This is a genomic window from Massilia soli (assembly GCF_016809835.1).
Taxonomy (GTDB): domain Bacteria; phylum Pseudomonadota; class Gammaproteobacteria; order Burkholderiales; family Burkholderiaceae_D; genus Telluria_A; species Telluria_A soli.
In genome coordinates, this window is the sequence record NZ_JAFBIL020000008.1 from 218,802 (window position 1) to 234,472 (window position 15,671).

Below are 15,671 nucleotides of genomic sequence, written 5' to 3' on the forward strand. Positions count from 1 at the left end.
GGCACCCAAATTCGTTTCTTGAGATAACTTTACGAAAATTTTCCAAAAAACTTGTAATTCCCACATCACTAGTCGGCCGGCACCCCGCGCAGGCGGCTGACGTCGAGCGGCGACACCAGCTTTCCGCCATTGCCCCAGCCGGAACGGACCAGGGACACGACGGCCGCGATCTCCACATCGGTCAGCGCGGCGCCGAATGGCGGCATGCCGTAGGGACGCGGATTGCCGGCGGTGCCGGGCGGGTAACCGCCGTTGAGCACGATGCGGATCGGGTTGGTCGCGTCTCCCAGCGCCAGCGCCCGGTTGCCGGCCAGCGCAGGGTACGCTGGCGGCGCGCCCTTGCCGTCGGCGCCATGGCAAGCGGCGCAGTGCTGCTCGTACAGCCTGGCGCCGAGGCGCAGCACGCTGTGCGGGTCGCCCGCGTGGCCCGCCGACGCCGCGACGGTGGCGCCGCGCGTCGCTGGCAAGCTTTTCAGGTAAGCCGCCATGGCGCCGGCATCGGTATTGGACAGATGCTGGAGGCTGGCCTTGACCACTTCCGCCATCGGCCCGACCGCGGCACCGCGCCCGGACACGCCGGTCTTGAGCAGGCGGGCAAGCTCCGCCTCAGGCCAGTCGCCCAGGCCGGTAACCGGATCGGACGACAGTGCCGGGGCATACCAGAGCGCGCCCGGCATCAGGGCGCCGCCGAGGCCATCCTGCGCCAGCGAGCCGCCCAGCGCCGAGCGCGCCGAGTGGCAGGCGCTGCAATGCCCGAGGCCCTGCACCAGGTAGGCGCCGCGGTTCCACTCGGCGCCCCGGCTCGGCTGCGGCTGGAACTGGCCGGGCGTGAAGTACAGCGTCCGCCAGAACGCCAGCAGCACGCGCTGGTTATACGGAAACGCCAGCCCATGGGCGCGGTTCGGCTGGTTCACCGGCTTAATGGTGCGGAAATAGGCATACAAGGCGTCCGAATCGGCCCGCACCATCCTGGTGTAGTTCGGATAGGGAAACGCCGGATACAGGAAGCTGCCATCCTTCGACTTGCCGTTGTGCAGAGCGCGCCAAAAGTCGTCGGCGCTCCAGCTGCCGATGCCGGTCGCCGCGTCCGGCGTGACGTTGGGTGCGTAAAGGTTGCCGAAGGGCGTAGTGATGGCGCGCCCGCCCGCATATTCCTGGCCGCCGCGGGCGGTGTGGCAAGCCATGCAGTTGCCGGCGCGCGCCAGGTACCTGCCCTTGTCGATCTGGGCAAGGGTGTCGGCCACCGGGACGGCGACGGCATCGGCGCCGGGATCGCGCCAGGTTTGCATGGCGACGATCGCCAGCGACACCAGCGCGAGGACAGCGGCAAGGGTAAGCAATAGTCGTTTCATGTTACTGCCCGTGGGATGGTGGGACACTGCCGCAGGCGAGCGGCAAGCGGATCGGCGCGGCGGGCGCGGGCGCCGGCAGCATTCCGGCAGGAACCGGCTGCGCGGCCAGCCAGCCAGCGACCGCGGCCGCATCGTCCGGGCTCAGTTGGCGGCTGACCTGGGCCATGCAGTCAGGCGCGGCGGCGCGGCGCGCGCCATTCTTCCACGCGCCGATCTGGGCGATGAGATAGTCGCGCGGCAGGCCCAGCAGGCCCGGCGTGGCCGGCTGCACCCCGCCCAGCGCGGCGCCATGGCAGGCGCTACACGCCGGAATCTTGCTGGACCGGTCGCCGCTGAGCGCCAGCACGCGGCCGCGTTCCAGCGCCGCCGCCGGCAGCCGCGATGGCGGCGCAACCGGATACGGCGGATGCTGGGCCGCGAAATAGCCAGCGATTTCACGCAGGTAGGCATCGGGCATGTGGTCGATCAGGTAAGTCATCGGCGGATACTGCCGCCTGCCATGCTGGAAGTTGACCAGCTGGTTGTACAGGTAGCCAGCCGGCTTGCCGGCGATCCGGGGAAAATAGCCTTCGCTGGTGGCGCGCCCCTGCTTGCCATGGCAGGCGACGCAGGCGAGCGCGCGCTGGGCGATCGTGTCGGGGACCGCCACTTGCTGCGCGGCGGCGGGAATCGCCAGCATGGCCAGCGCGGCGAACATCGTATCGATTGTCTTCATGACCGATATTGTCCGGCAGGCTGGCACGGCAAAACAGAAGCAGCGGAGCGCAATTTTTGCAGATCAGATGGCAACTGCGCTGCCCGTTCCGGACTCGCACGCGGCGTCGCGCCCAGAGCGGGAAAGCGCATCTGATATGCTATTTTTTCTTGCGTCTGCCACTGTACTGCAAGCGATTCCGGGAGGACAATGCAGATTCACCTGGAGGCGCACATGAGCAACCCTGACGACACCCCATCCACCCGCTCGTTCGGCCGGACCATGAAGGCGATCGCCTGGTCGTTCACGGGACTGCGCAGCAAGCGCGATTTCGACGACGACGTGGAAGGCGGCATGAACCCCTTCCATGTGGTAATCGCCGCCCTGCTCGGCGTGGCCATCTTTATCGGGGTACTGGTCGCGTTCGCGCGATACGCGATCGCCTGACATGAAGCTGTATGAAGCCTTCGCCGAAGAAATAGCCCAGTCGATCCGCGCCGGCGTGATGAAGCGCGGCGATCGCCTGCCGTCCGTGCGCCAGGCCAGCGCCAGCCGCGGCGTCAGCCCGTCGACCGTATTCGAGGCCTACTACCTGCTGGAAGCGCGCGGACTGATCCGCGCGCGCGAACGCTCCGGCTATTACGTGACCGCCGGCGCCAGGGCCCAGCTGCCCGAGCCTGGGCTCGGCACCCGCCCGGACGGCGATTCGACCGCCATCGACGTCAGCGAGCTGGTGTTCGACATCCTCGAATCGACCCGCATGCGCGACGTGGTGCCGTTCGGCTCGGCGTTTCCCAGCCCGCTGCTGTTTCCGCTGCCCCGGCTGGCGCGCTCGATGGCCTCGAGCGTGCAGGCGATGGATCCATGGAGCACGGTCGACGACCTTACCCCCGGCAATGCCAGCCTGCGCCGCCAGATCGCGCTGCGCTACCTGGCCGACGGCATGTCGGTCCACACCGACGAAATCGTGATTACCAACGGCGCGCTGGAAGCGCTCAACCTGTGCCTGCACGCGGTGGCGCGGCCGGGCGACGCCGTGATCATCGAATCGCCCGCCTTCTACGGCGCGCTGCAGGCGCTGGAAGGCTTCGGCGTGCGCGCGATCCAGGTCGCGACCCATCCGCGCGACGGCATCGACCTGGCCGAGCTGGCCATCGCGCTGGAACGCCACGCGCCCAAGGCCTGCTGGCTGATGACCAATTTCCAGAACCCAATGGGTTGCCTGATGCCGGATGCGAAAAAACAGGCACTTGTGGAACTTCTGGCTGCGCATGCTGTTCCGCTGATCGAGGACGATGTCTATGGCGAGCTGTATTTCGGCAGCAAAAGGCCCTTGCCCGCCAAGGCCTGGGACAAGAAAGGCCTGGTGATGCATTGCTCGTCGTTCTCGAAGAGCCTGGCGCCGGGCTACCGGGTCGGCTGGGCGGTGCCGGGACGGTTCACCCGCGACGTGGCGCGCCTGAAGCTGACGCGCACCTTGTCGGCCTCGGCGCCGGCCCAGGCCGCGCTGGCCGATTATCTGGCCAAGGGCGGCTACGACAAGCACCTGCGCCAGTTGCGCCACGCGCTGGCAACGCAGCAGGAAGCGATGCTGCAAGCGGTCGAGCGCCATTTCCCTGCCGGCACCCGCGCCACCCGGCCCGATGGCGGCTATTTCATCTGGGTCGAGCTGCCCGGACGGGCCGACACGATCGAGATTCACCGCCAGGCGCTATCGCTGGGCATCAGCGTCGCGCCGGGGCCGATGTTCTCGGCGCAGCGCCGCTTCGCCAATTGCCTGAGGCTGAACTACGGCCATCCGTGGGACGCGCGCGCCGAGGCCGCGATGGCGACGCTGGGGCGCCTGCTGGTGGCCAGCGACGTGTGAAAAACAGCGGGACAGCGACGCGTGCGCGCCCGCGCCTGACGTAGAATTGACTTCCGCACAACGCACAACCCGGGAGATGCACGATGAAATGGCTTGCCATGTTGACGCTGCTGTTCACTACCCACGCGAGCGCCCACCACGGCTGGAGCGAGTACAACGCCGAGAAACCGCTGCAGGTCAGCGGCACCATCGAGGAATCCGGCTACATGCACCCGCATGGTTTCGTCCGCCTGAAAGCCGGCGACAAGACCTGGCTGGTGGTGCTGGCGCCGCCTTCGCGCATGGAAAACCGCGGGCTCGCACCGGCGACGCTGACCAAGGGCGCGAGCGCCAGCGTGCTTGGCTACCAGCACCGTAACAAGCCCGAAGAGATGCGCGCCGAACGCATCACCATCGGCGGGAAGACCACGGAGCTGCGTTAATGCCGGACGGCGCCGGCCTGCTGGGCTGGCTTGAAGCGAGCCCGTTGGCGGCAGCCATGCGCGGCAGCATGTGGATGTATCCGATCGTCGAGATCGTCCATATCGTCGGCTTTGCGGTGCTGGTCGGCTCGGTGGCGATGTTCGACCTGCGCGTGCTCGGCTTTGCCCGTGCGCTGCCGCTCAAGGCGCTGGGACGGCATCTGCTGCCATGGGCGCTGGCCTCCCTTGCGCTGATCGTGCCTGCCGGATTCATGATGTTCTCGGCCCATCCGCATGACTTTGCCGGCAGCACGGTATTCCAGCTGAAGCTCGCGCTGATCGCCGCTGCCGGTGTCAACGCGGCGATTTTTCATGCCGGCCCCTATCGCGGGGCGGTCGGCTGGAACGATGGCGCCCCTGCCCCGCTTGCCGCCAAAGCCCATGCCGCCGCGTCGCTGCTGATCTGGATCGCCGTGATCAGCTGCGGCCGCCTGCTTGCCTACACCTGAGGACCCCGATGACACGACTCCTATTGCTCTTTCTGCTTTCAATCAGCCTCAACGCCAGCGCGGCGATCGACGAGGCCTTCTGGGCTCAGCTCAAGCAAGGCGGCAACATCGTTCTGATGCGCCATGCCCAGACTGTCCCCGGTGTCGGCGACCCGCGCGGATTCAGGCTCGGCGATTGCAGTACGCAGCGCAACCTGTCCGCCGAAGGACGGGCCGATGCGATGCGGATCGGCGCCGCATTCCGTGCCCGCGCGATCGCGGTTGCCGACGTGCTGTCGAGCCGCTGGTGCCGTTGTGTCGACACCGCCACCATCGCCTTTGGCAAGGTGCGCCCCGCAACCATGCTCGACTCCGTCTTCAACGACAGCGAGCGCAGCGGCGAGGACAAGCACACCGAACTCTACAAGTTTCTGGCGCAGCGCCCCGCTGCGGCCGGCAACCTGGTGCTGGTCACCCATGCCCTGAACATCAGCGCCTTGACAGGTGTATCGGTGGCGTCCGGAGAGATGCCGATTGTCCGGCTGGACGGGCCGCGCACACTGACCGTGCTGGGCCGCGCGACGCCATAGACGGTAGCGGCGTGCGGCATGGCCGGGCCGTGGGCGGAAACAATGTGGGCGCGGCCGATGACGGTGGCCCTGGGATCGATTTGAGGTTCGCCAGCCTTTACGCGACGTAGCGGCGGCGATGCGGACGGGTCAACACCCGTAATGCTACCGGGAATGGAATCCCCGCGGTTTTCAGGAAGTGCGCCGCCGCGAGCGTACCTTGCGCCGACTGGACGGCAATGGCGAGGTCGACTTTGACAGCGGATGCCCGGTCAGGGCGCGGAAGGTGATGATTGTCCAAAATGTCTCCACATCAATTCAAAGCCAGAAAATCTTACGATCCTACTTGAATCGCTGGTTTCCCCACAAGCTTATTTACGCTGCGCCTGCATCACATGGCACGGAAGCAATGCGCGTACAGCGGGCTGACACGCGGCTTTTCCGGCCGGTTGCGAAACGCCAGCACCATCTTCCCCATCGCATCGCGGTTTGCGCAGCTGACGCTGGCCATGTTGACCACCATGCTCCGGCTTATCTGGCGGAACTGTTCCGGGTCGAGTTGCGGCAGCAGTTCCTTGAGTGGCACCCGGATCAGCGCTTCGCTGTCGGCCGTGACGACGTTGACATACTTGTCGACCGCCTGGAAATACACCACCTCGGCCACGGGGATCAAGCGCACGCCATGGCCGACCGCGGCGCGCACCATCGTCAGCCGCCCCGCGGCCGGCGCGTCGGGCACCAGCGCGCGCAGTTGCCCGATCAGGTGCGCCAGTCCGCCGCCATCCTGTTTGCTCGCCAGCAGCGCGCGCAGCCGTTCGACGGTCTTTCCGAGGCGCGCCTCGTTGACCGGCTTGAGCACGTAGTCGGCGGCGGCCTGTTCAAACGCCTGCACCGCATAGTGGTCGTAGGCGGTGACGAACACGACCTGGGGAAACGGCGCCGGGCCTTCCCAGTGCTCCGCCAGCTCTTCAGCCGCCTCGAGCCCGGTCTGGCCAGGCATCTTAATGTCGAGGAACAGCACATCGGGGCGCAGCGCAAGTGCCTGTTCGACTGCGGCAATGCCGTTCGGCGCGGTGGCGACGATCTCCAGGCCGGGCCAGAGCCGCTGCAAGGTCATCGCCAGCGTGGCCGCAAGGATCGGTTCGTCTTCGGCGATCAGGGCGCGGATGGTCATGTGCTCTCCAGTGGAAAATGCAATCGGGCCAGCGTGCCTTGCGGCAGTGCCGCTTCGATGACGACCGCGGCACGCTCGCCATACAGCACGTGCAAGCGTTCGCGGGTGGTGGCGACACCGATGCCGCCGCCGCGCGACGCTGGCGCGCCGGTCAGCCCGCAGCCGCTGTCGCGCACGCTGAGCTGCAGCACCCCGTTCTCCGCGGTGGCGCCGATGTCCACGGCGCCGCCATCGATCGCCGGCTCCAGGCCGTGCACGATGGCGTTCTCGACCAGCGGCTGCAGCAGCATCGGCGGCACGCGCGCGCCGCGCAGTTCGGGCGGCAGGCTGAGGCGGTAAGACAGCCGCGCGCCCATCCGCACTTTCATCAGCCCAAGATAGGCCTCCATCGCGGCGAACTCCTGCGCCAGTGTGGTGCTCTCGCTGCGCGAGGCGCCGAGGGTCGCGCGCAGGTACTGGATCAGCTGGTCGAGCATCTCGCTGGCACGGCCCGGATCGAGGGCGATCAATCCTTGCAGGTTGGCCAGCGTGTTGAACAGCATGTGCGGTTCGATCTGGGCCTGCAGCAGGCGCAGCTGGGCTTGCAGCGCGGTTCGCTCGATGACTTCGGCACGCAGGCGGGCCTGGTGGTGTTCCTGCTCGACGCGGCGCAGGCGCTCGCGATGGATCACGATCGCCGTCATCATGATAAGGCCGAGAAAGGTGAACACAATCATGCTGACCCGCGGCAGTGTCGGATAGTCGGCAATGCCGGGAATTTTGAAACCAAACAGGAGGCTGCCCAACACCAGGCCCGAATAGTGAGCGACCGGCGCGGCAAATGCCATCAGCGCGATCAGCGCAGGCCACGACAATGGTTTACGCCGTGGATGGTCGAGCAACCAGATGCGCGGGCCGTTGACCATCGAAAAGCCAATCACGGCGATGCTGATTGAAAACACCAGCTGCTCGAACAAGCTCTCAGGCCTGCCGACCACCAGCGTGATCACCAGCGCCGCCATCGCGCCGATGACCAGCGCGATGCGCAACTCGTCGAGCAGGCGGCGCATCGGCGCGCGCGGCTTGATGGCGAGAGATTCGATACTTGGGGACATCGCTTGCCCTGTTCAGTTGGTCACAATGAAAATGCATTGTGCCAACCCGGCAGACCGAGGGCAAGTCAGCTGCGATAAAACGCGATTCCGCTGGCGCGAAGTGACGCTGCTGTCGACCGAACTGGCGCGGGGAGCTTAGAACTGCCGCGTGTAGCCGAGCGTGATCGCGCCAAAGCGGCGGCGCGCGTAGCTGATGGCCGGCGGACCGTCGCCTGCCGGCTTGGGCGGGTTCAGCCAGGTGTACTGCAATACGATGCTGTCGCGCTCGGCCACGCGGTAGCCCAGGCCGGCACGCAACTGCCACGCAAAGCCGCTCTTTTCGGCCGGCCCAAAGCACTTGCAACTGGCGCCCACGCCCAGCAGCGGCAGGGTCGTCCTGCCCCAGCCAATGCCGCCGCCGATGAAGCTGTCGACCGATTCAGACAGCTGGTCGGTGCGGAACGCATTGGCGAACAGCGCCTGGTAGCGGCCGTTGGCGTCGACCGCCTCGCTCAGCGGCGCGAGCGTCAGGCGCGTCACCTCCAGGCGTCCGGCCTCGTACTCGAGTTCGTAGCGCAGGTGATCCTTCTGGCGGCCGATGACCAGGCCGCCATGCAGCCCGCGGTCGAGTTCCATCCGACCATTTAGCGGCGTGCCCGCGCCGAAATCGATCTGGGCATCCCAGTGCCGCAAGGTGTTGACGCCGGCATGCACGCCCCAGTAGCGCAGCGGCTCGGCCGCGATCGCCTGCGAGGCCGACAGCGTGGCCGCGGCGAACAGGGCAAATAGGCTCAATTTCCTCATCCTTACTCCTCAATTGCCAAATGATGTGCCGAATACGGCATTCAGGTCGCCAGCGGTGGCGGCGGCGCCGTGCGCGACGCCAACGAGCTGGACCTGCGTGAAGTAACTTTGTTCGACGGCGTCGATAAAGCCGGCGTCGCTGGTCGACTGGTACGTCCGCGCCAGCTGCGCGACAAGGTCCTTGACCGCCGCATTGTCATGGTTGGCGATCAGGTAGCCTTCCGCATCGAACTTGAAAGCATTATCCACGGTGACACTAAACCTGGCGCCACGGTCCGTGTAGCCCAGCGCCGCCAGGCCCTGGCTCGCGGCCTCGGCCATTGAAGCCAGTTCGGTCAGGCCACGGGCATTCTGGTACAGGTGAATATTGACGCCAGCCTGCCCGGGCGCCGCCGCCATGAAGCCCGCCGAGCCTTTGACGATCTCGTAGCAGGCGTACGGCAAGGCGTCGCCATCGACCGCGAACGTCATGTCTAGGGTGAACGGCTGGTAGAACGACGACACATGCTTTGCGCCGGGCGCACCGGCCATCGAGTCGAACGCGACACCGGTAAACACGTTGCCGGCGCCGGCCGCTTTGCCCTGGGCGTCGGCGATGTCGGCGGTGTAGTAAAGCTCGCCGTTTGCCAGGCGAACGCTGAAGACCTGGTCCGGCGCCGTCATGTCGAATGCCAGCAGGCCCGGGTCGACGATGACGCCGTTGACCACGCCATCATCGTCGCCGCGGGCGCCGTCGGTGAGGGTCAGGACAATGCGGTCGATCCGTCCATCGTTGTTCAGGTCGACCAGCGTGGCGCCGTCATCCATCGTGGTCAGGTCCTGGTCGTCGAGGAAGCTGTACCAGGTCTGCGATGCCTGGTCGAATTTGACGAAGTCGTTCGATACGACACCGCTCAAGCCCAGGTCGATCACCACCCGCGTTTGCAGGCCGGGGCGATCCGGCGCCAGGTCGGGCAGCGCCGCGACATTGTTCTCCGGGCTGATCGTGAAATTGAATACCGGGGACGCCGCACGGAGTGCTTCCGGCAGCGCGGCCGGCAGGCCGGACAAGCTCAGGTCTTTCAGCTGGGCGCCGGCGGTCAGTACGACAGCGTCGGTTCCCGCGCCGATGCTGCCCGCGATCACCGCGCCGAACGACGCCAGGGGCGCGGCCTTGCCCAACGCAAAATCGGCAAGCGAGGCGAGCGGCATGTGAGCCACCGAGTTCTGTTGCCAGTCGAGGATGCCATCCTTGTTGTAGTCGCCATTGTAGGCCGCCAGCTCCACCGACGGGGCAACGCCGTCCAGGTCGGTAACGACCGTCACCGATACCGGCGCCTGGCCGACAATCGCACCGGCGGCATTCAAGATCTGCGCGGTGAAAGTGTACACGCCGTCGTCGAGCGGTCCGGGACCGACGTTGACCGCGCCGGTGAGCAGGTCCGCTGCGGTAACGGTCGCCGCGCCGACCACCTCGCCGCTTGGCGACAGCAGGCGAACGCTTCCACCCGCTACCAGCAGGCCGTTGCCCTTGAGCGTGAATTCCGGATCGCGCACGCTGGTGACGCCATCGTTGTTGCTGCTGCCGTCGTCCGATTTCGCATCGAGGCCGGTCTCCATCACCGGTGGCGCCGGTGCTGCCGGTGGTGCCGGTGGCGCCGGAACCGGTTTTACCGGGGCCGGTTCGGGCTCTGGCTCTGGCTCTGGCTCTGGTTCAGGCTCCGGGACAGGAACGGGAACGGGAACAGGTGTTGGAACCGGTGTTGGAACCGGTGTTGGAACCGGTGTTGGAACTGGTGTTGGGACAGGTACCGGGACTGGCAGAGGAACAGGGTCTGGCACTGGAACAGGGACGGGAACCGGATCTGGTGTCGGTTCTGGCACCGGGTCAACCGGCACAGGGGCCGGGATGACAGGAACGACCACGACCGGCGGGGTAGGCGCGGCATCGTTGTCGGTGATGGTGACGACGCCCAGATTATCCGTAATCGCTGCGAAAGCGCTGTCGCTCAGCACCACCGAGATGTCACGTGCGCCGTCGACGGTCGCATTGTCCACCAGCGCAACCTGGAACGTCTTGGTCAGTTCGCCGGGCGCGAACGTCAGCGTCCCGGTGTCGGCGGTGTAATCGGTGCCGGCAATGGCCGTACCGTCCTGCAAGCTGTATTTTACGAGCACGGTATCGAGTGTCGCCTTGCTCAGCGAGACCGTCACGGTCGCTGCGCCGGCCGCTTCGTCAACCACCACATCGTTGACCGACAGCTGCGGCTGCGCGGCCAGGTATTCATTAAGCGTCGTCAGCAAACCACTGGTCGCCGCGTTGCCCGACACCTTGCCGCCGCTGATCGACAACGCCTGTCCGTTAAACGTCAGGCCGATGAAACTGTGCGGGTCGCCATTGGCTTCGGTATTCGGATCGATCACCGTGAACCCGCCGCCTGTGGTGGCCAGCGTGTGGTTGCTGTTGCCCGTCGCGTAGAACACCATTGTGCTGACCGCGCCGCTCGGCGCGCGCCAGTTGATCACGCCGTCGATCTTGTGCTGGACGCCCGCGGCATCGGTGATCAGGATGGTGCCGGACAGGTCGTTGCCCTGGCTACCGCCGAACAGACCCGTGGTCGTGGCTTGCTGGAACTGGAAATTCGACCAGCCAAGCGCGGTCAAATACGACGACGACGACGATTCATTGGTTTTCGACGCAGTGCCGATAAAACCATTGGAAAACGATACCGATACGATGCTCGTGGCCAAGATGAGCCCTCAAAAGAAATAGACGATGTGGTGTCCGGCGGACAGATTCGAGGCGGATGCTGGGGCTCGGTATTGGGGTGCTGGCGTTGTTGGGGCCATGCGCGAGTGTAGCGAGCGATCTTTCCCAAGATCAAGAACAGATTGCTGTAGAGATATCAAACAGTTGTAATAGCGCGAATCTCGTTGTCATGTGACAACAAAAAGGAGGCTGAACAAATGCGCGCATGGCGTGTTTTTTTCGATTGCATATGACAAACGAATTATTTTCTATGCTACTTTATTGCCGTGCATCCCGAATTTTCTCTGCGATGGAACCATGAGCCCGGACCTTCCTGCCGCGTCATCCAATGTTCCACCCGACGACGCGGGCGCATTGTCACTCGAGCATTTATTGCACCATCTTCCAGGGGTGGTGTACCGCTGCGAAATCGCCCACCCGTGGCGCATGGAATACATCAGTCCCGGCATCGAAAAGCTGACCGGCTACCCGGTAGCGGCATTCCGGGACGGTGACGTCACCTTCGGCAGCGTCATCCATCCGGACGACCGCGACAAGGCCTCGCGCACCGTCGACCAGGCCTTGCACACCGGCGAGCCGTTTCAGCTGACCTACCGCATCGTCACCGCGGCGGGCGACATCAAATGGGTGTGGGAGCAAGGCGCTGCGCTGGTGGAAGAAGACGGCACGGCCGTCGCGATCCAGGGCTTCATGGCCGACTTCACGCGCGTACGCAAGGCCGACCTCAAGGTGGTCGAGCAAGCCACACTGCTCGACAAGGCGCGCGACGCCATCGTCGTCATCGACACCGACTCGCGCATCACCTACTGGAACCACGGCGCCGAGCGCATGTACGGCTGGAGCGCCGGCGAGGCCGAAGGCAAGCTGTTGTGCGAGCTCCTGTACGAAGACCATGACGCGTTCCGGACGGCCTACGAAACCACGCTGGACGAAGGCGACTGGCGCGGCGAGCAGTGCCAGCGCCGCCGCGACGGCAGCCTGGCGCATACCGACAGCCGCTGGACCCTGCTCGGCAGGGGAAATGGCCACAGTCCCGCGGCGGCACGCAAGATCATGTCGATCAGCACCGACATCAGCGAGCGCAAGCAGCACGAAGACAAGATCTTCCGGCTCGCGTTTTACGATCCGCTGACCGACCTGCCCAACCGCGCCAACCTGCTCGACCACCTGCGCCGCGCGCTGATCGGCAGCGCGCGCACCGGCAAGTTCGGCGCGCTGATGTTCTGCGACCTCGATCATTTCAAGACTCTCAACGACACCCACGGCCACGACGCCGGCGACATGCTGCTGCAGGCCGCCGCACGCCGCCTCGAACACAGCGTACGCGAAGCGGACATGGTGGCGCGCATCGGCGGCGACGAATTCGTGATCCTGATCGCACCGCAGGACGAAACCCGCGACGCGGCCGCGATGCAGGCCGAGACGGTCGCCCACAAGATCGTCACCGCGATGGCCGCGCCGTTCAAGCTGGCCGACTTCAGCTACGCGGTATCGGCCAGCATCGGCATGGTGGTCATTTCCGGCGCCAGCGACACCGTCGAATCGGCGCTCAAGCAGGCCGACAGCGCGATGTACCAGGCCAAGGCCAGCGGGCGCAACACTTTCCGCTTCTACGATCCCGAGATGCAGGCCGCGCTGTTCGCGCGGGCCGAGCTCGAAACCGGCCTGCAGCGCGCGCTGCGCAACAATGAGTTCGTGCTGTACTACCAGCCGCAAATGGACGAGAACAACCACGTCACCGGCGCCGAAGCGCTGCTGCGCTGGGCCCTGCCCAACGGCGAACTGCGGCTGCCGGCCGACTTCATCCACACCGCCGAAGAGACCGACCTGATTGTCGATATCGGCATCTGGGTGCTGCGCACCGCCTGCCGCCAGCTGGCCATCTGGCAGCGCCAGCCCGACACCGCGCACCTGACCCTGTCGGTCAACGTCAGCGCGCGCCAGTTTGTCGAGCCGAACCTGGTCGCGATGACCGAGACCATCCTGCGCCAGACCGGCGCCGATCCGAAAGGGCTCAAGTTCGAGCTGACCGAAAGCCTGGTGGTGACCGACTTTGCCAGCACCGCGCAGCAGATGCGCGCCTTGCGCAAGCTGGGCATCAGTTTCTCGCTCGACGATTTCGGCACCGGTTATTCATCGCTGGTGTGCCTGCGCAACCTGCCGATCGACCAGCTCAAGATCGACCACTCGTTCATGCGCGGCGTGCTGACCGACCGCAACGACGCGGCCATCGTGCGCTCGATCATCGCACTGAGCGGAAGTCTTGGTTTGCAGGTGATTGCCGAAGGCGTGGAAACGATCGGCCAACGCCAGTTCCTGTCCGATGCCGGATGCTTTGCCTACCAGGGCTACCTGTACGAACAGGCGATCTCGGAAGAACACTTCTCGCGCTACGCGCGCGACATGCATTAGCGCACCGTCCCGGCCGCGCTTCCCATGCCAACCGCGCCCGGCCTGACAGCGGGTTATTGGCGCGCCTGGGTCGCCTTGACCAGGCTGTTACGCACTGCGACCACGGTATTCTGGACGGTCTTCAATTCCGCGGGCGACAAGCCGGACTCCTTGACCAGGTTCATCTCCAGGCCTTTTTCGCGCAGCTGGCGGCCGGCGCCGGTCAGGCTGACGATCACCTGGCGCTCGTCGCTGGCAGAACGCTCGCGCTTGAGATAGCCGAGCGACTCGAGCTTCTTGAGGATCGGCGTGAGCGTGTTTGACTCGAGGAACAGCTTCTCGCCCAGGCTGCTGACGGTCTGCTTGTCCTCTTCCCACAGCGCGATGATCGCGATGTATTGGGTATAGGTGAGCCCGAGTTCATCGAGGATCGGCCGGTAGGCGCGGCCAAAAGCCAGGTTGGCCGAATAGATCGCGAAGCACAGGAAGTCGGCCAGCTTCGGTTTTTTCGCGTTTGCAGATTTCATGGTTGTTCTCTGACCTCGGAAAATCCATTATATAGCGAGCGCGATTGAGTCGGAACAGATCTGCGCGCACGATACCCATGCGCTCCGATACCCTGGCTCCCATCCAGGTACCGCCGGGCTGGACGGTTCCGCAAATCGGAAGTTACAGAGCGATCAGAACAACAGGTCAATAGAATGTCGTATTTTTGCCGTCACGCAATTATTTTCTGGTGCACGCATCGACCAGCCGCTATGATCCGAAATGTTCACCCCATTTGTGAACCACGCAACTCCGGCCTTGTCCCCGCCGATCGATACTTCATCTTTCGGAGCTGGATACCATGACCTCCCCATTTCACCGCCGGGCATACGCCAAGATCCTGATGATCGACGACAGCGCATTCGAGCAATGCCGGGTCGCCGACATGCTGCTCGACCTTCCTTATCAGCTCTCGCTGGCCGGCAACGGCAAGATTGGCTACGAACTGGCGCTGAGCGACCGCCCCGACCTTATTCTGCTGGACCGGCGCATGCCGGTCATGGATGGCGACAGCTGCTGCCGCATGCTCAAGGCCAACCCCGCGACCCGCGACATTCCGGTAATTTTCCTGAGCGGATCGGATTCGCCGGAAGAGCGCGCACAGGGACTCCAGATCGGCGCCGCCGATTTCGTCTCCAAGCCTTTTTATCCTGGTGAACTACTGGCGCGCATCCGCATCCACCTCGAACTGGCCAGGTACCAGCATACAGCTCCGGTCGAGCAGGCCGCGAGCGCCTGCAGCGACGAGGTGCTGGTCGAGGCGGCCAAGAACCACATTGCCAGCTGCTTGTCCGACCTGCCCTCGCTGGACGACATCGCCAGGGCCGTCGGCACCTACCGCGAAAAGCTGAGCGACATTTTCCGCCAGCGTACCGGCCAGAGCGTATTCGAATTCGCGCGCGACTGCCGCATCAACCGCAGCGCGCAACTGCTGCGCGAGACCGCGATGGACGTGCGCGACATCGCCACCCAGGTTGGCTTTACCAGCTCCGCCAATTTCGCCACCGCCTTCCGCGCCAAGACCGGTTCCACGCCGAGCGCATTTCGCCGCAGCCCCGGCTGACATCCATTCCGCAGTTGAACCTGTGTAGAATTTGACACAGCCCGCCCGACGCTTTTACCGCGTCGGCGGGCTGTGTCGCCCTGCGCGCCGGCGCAGGGCCCCAACCGGCTCAAAATCTCTCAAAAAATCACTTTACGATCTGCCAAGGCAGAGGTACTATCACATTCAAGGGTGTTTACCAAAAGAAATTACCCTGAACTTTATAGCAACACCCCGCCCACCCAGAACCTGTGATCGCATACATGAAACGACTCGTTACCCTCGTAACACTGCTGACGCTGTCCGGAGCCGCCCTTGCCGGCGGCCGCAGCGATGCCATGCAGGTGAGCTTTGTCATCAAGGAAGCGTGCGTCATCCAGTCCGCGGCGCAGAACACGACGGTGCGATGCAATGTCGACGCGCCGTTCCAGATCCAGCATGCGCCGCAGCCGGCCCCATCAAGCATCGCCGCCCCCTCCCCGAAGACCGACGCCGCCGTCACCGTCATCACCTTCTAAGCT

At 65.0% G+C, this 15,671-nt stretch carries 16 protein-coding genes; 8 read left to right on the plus strand and 8 right to left on the minus strand.

Annotated features, from left to right (window positions below; all coding sequences use genetic code 11):
- Positions 1–68: 68 nt before the first annotated feature.
- Together I4X03_RS19800 and I4X03_RS19805 are read right to left on the minus strand one after the other, a co-directional pair.
- On the minus strand, positions 69–1,352 hold the full coding sequence (locus I4X03_RS19800; RefSeq protein ID WP_223469963.1) for a cytochrome c: 1,284 nt from the start codon (positions 1,350–1,352) through the stop codon (positions 69–71).
- A gap of 1 nt (position 1,353) precedes the next feature.
- The gene (locus tag I4X03_RS19805) at positions 1,354–2,067 is read right to left on the minus strand and encodes a c-type cytochrome (protein WP_370660536.1); all 714 of its coding nucleotides are present in this window, start codon (positions 2,065–2,067) and stop codon (positions 1,354–1,356) included.
- A 213-nt stretch (positions 2,068–2,280) separates the two neighbouring features.
- Between I4X03_RS19805 and I4X03_RS19810 the strand changes: the two genes are divergently transcribed.
- From I4X03_RS19810 to I4X03_RS19830, 5 genes are all read left to right on the plus strand, one after another.
- A complete protein-coding gene (locus I4X03_RS19810; protein ID WP_223469964.1) occupies positions 2,281–2,493 on the plus strand; it encodes a DUF2970 domain-containing protein in 213 nt (70 codons plus the stop codon).
- Between the two features lies 1 nt (position 2,494).
- Positions 2,495–3,913, plus strand: coding sequence for an aminotransferase-like domain-containing protein (locus tag I4X03_RS19815; protein WP_223469965.1), 1,419 nt, complete (start codon positions 2,495–2,497; stop codon positions 3,911–3,913).
- An 83-nt stretch (positions 3,914–3,996) separates the two neighbouring features.
- A complete protein-coding gene (locus I4X03_RS19820; RefSeq protein ID WP_223469966.1) occupies positions 3,997–4,335 on the plus strand; it encodes a DUF6152 family protein in 339 nt (112 codons plus the stop codon).
- On the plus strand, positions 4,335–4,823 hold the full coding sequence (locus I4X03_RS19825; protein ID WP_223469967.1) for a DUF6644 family protein: 489 nt from the start codon (positions 4,335–4,337) through the stop codon (positions 4,821–4,823). The genes I4X03_RS19820 and I4X03_RS19825 overlap by 1 nt, the downstream gene beginning before the upstream one ends.
- A gap of 8 nt (positions 4,824–4,831) precedes the next feature.
- The gene (locus I4X03_RS19830; RefSeq protein WP_223469968.1) at positions 4,832–5,392 is read left to right on the plus strand and encodes a histidine phosphatase family protein; all 561 of its coding nucleotides are present in this window, start codon (positions 4,832–4,834) and stop codon (positions 5,390–5,392) included.
- Positions 5,393–5,489: 97 nt separating this feature from the next.
- Here the strand turns inward: I4X03_RS19830 and I4X03_RS19835 are convergent, their stop codons facing one another.
- From I4X03_RS19835 to I4X03_RS19855, 5 genes are all read right to left on the minus strand, one after another.
- Positions 5,490–5,672, minus strand: a complete 183-nt coding sequence (locus I4X03_RS19835) for a hypothetical protein (RefSeq protein WP_223469969.1) — start codon at positions 5,670–5,672, stop codon at positions 5,490–5,492.
- A gap of 90 nt (positions 5,673–5,762) precedes the next feature.
- Complete coding sequence (locus I4X03_RS19840) at positions 5,763–6,545, minus strand: LytR/AlgR family response regulator transcription factor (RefSeq protein ID WP_223469970.1); 783 nt, start codon at positions 6,543–6,545, stop codon at positions 5,763–5,765.
- Positions 6,542–7,639, minus strand: coding sequence for a sensor histidine kinase (locus tag I4X03_RS19845; protein ID WP_223469971.1), 1,098 nt, complete (start codon positions 7,637–7,639; stop codon positions 6,542–6,544). Before I4X03_RS19845 ends, I4X03_RS19840 begins: the two co-directional genes overlap by 4 nt.
- Before the next feature lie 135 nt (positions 7,640–7,774).
- A complete protein-coding gene (locus I4X03_RS19850) occupies positions 7,775–8,422 on the minus strand; it encodes a putative outer membrane beta-barrel protein (RefSeq protein WP_223469972.1) in 648 nt (215 codons plus the stop codon).
- Positions 8,423–8,431: 9 nt separating this feature from the next.
- The gene (locus I4X03_RS19855) at positions 8,432–11,152 is read right to left on the minus strand and encodes a Calx-beta domain-containing protein (protein WP_223469973.1); all 2,721 of its coding nucleotides are present in this window, start codon (positions 11,150–11,152) and stop codon (positions 8,432–8,434) included.
- A 391-nt stretch (positions 11,153–11,543) separates the two neighbouring features.
- On the opposite strand from I4X03_RS19855, the gene I4X03_RS19860 reads away from it, so the two are divergent.
- Entirely contained in the window at positions 11,544–13,583 is a 2,040-nt protein-coding gene (locus tag I4X03_RS19860; RefSeq protein ID WP_223469974.1) for a putative bifunctional diguanylate cyclase/phosphodiesterase, read from the plus strand.
- A gap of 53 nt (positions 13,584–13,636) precedes the next feature.
- On the opposite strand, the gene I4X03_RS19865 is transcribed toward I4X03_RS19860, so the two are convergent.
- A complete protein-coding gene (locus I4X03_RS19865; protein WP_223469975.1) occupies positions 13,637–14,089 on the minus strand; it encodes a MarR family winged helix-turn-helix transcriptional regulator in 453 nt (150 codons plus the stop codon).
- Positions 14,090–14,409: 320 nt separating this feature from the next.
- On the opposite strand from I4X03_RS19865, the gene I4X03_RS19870 reads away from it, so the two are divergent.
- The gene (locus I4X03_RS19870) at positions 14,410–15,171 is read left to right on the plus strand and encodes a response regulator transcription factor (protein ID WP_223469976.1); all 762 of its coding nucleotides are present in this window, start codon (positions 14,410–14,412) and stop codon (positions 15,169–15,171) included.
- Positions 15,172–15,413: 242 nt separating this feature from the next.
- Positions 15,414–15,668 (plus strand): hypothetical protein, encoded by a 255-nt coding sequence (locus I4X03_RS19875; protein WP_223469977.1) that lies wholly within the window; start codon positions 15,414–15,416, stop codon positions 15,666–15,668.
- Positions 15,669–15,671: the final 3 nt, after the last annotated feature.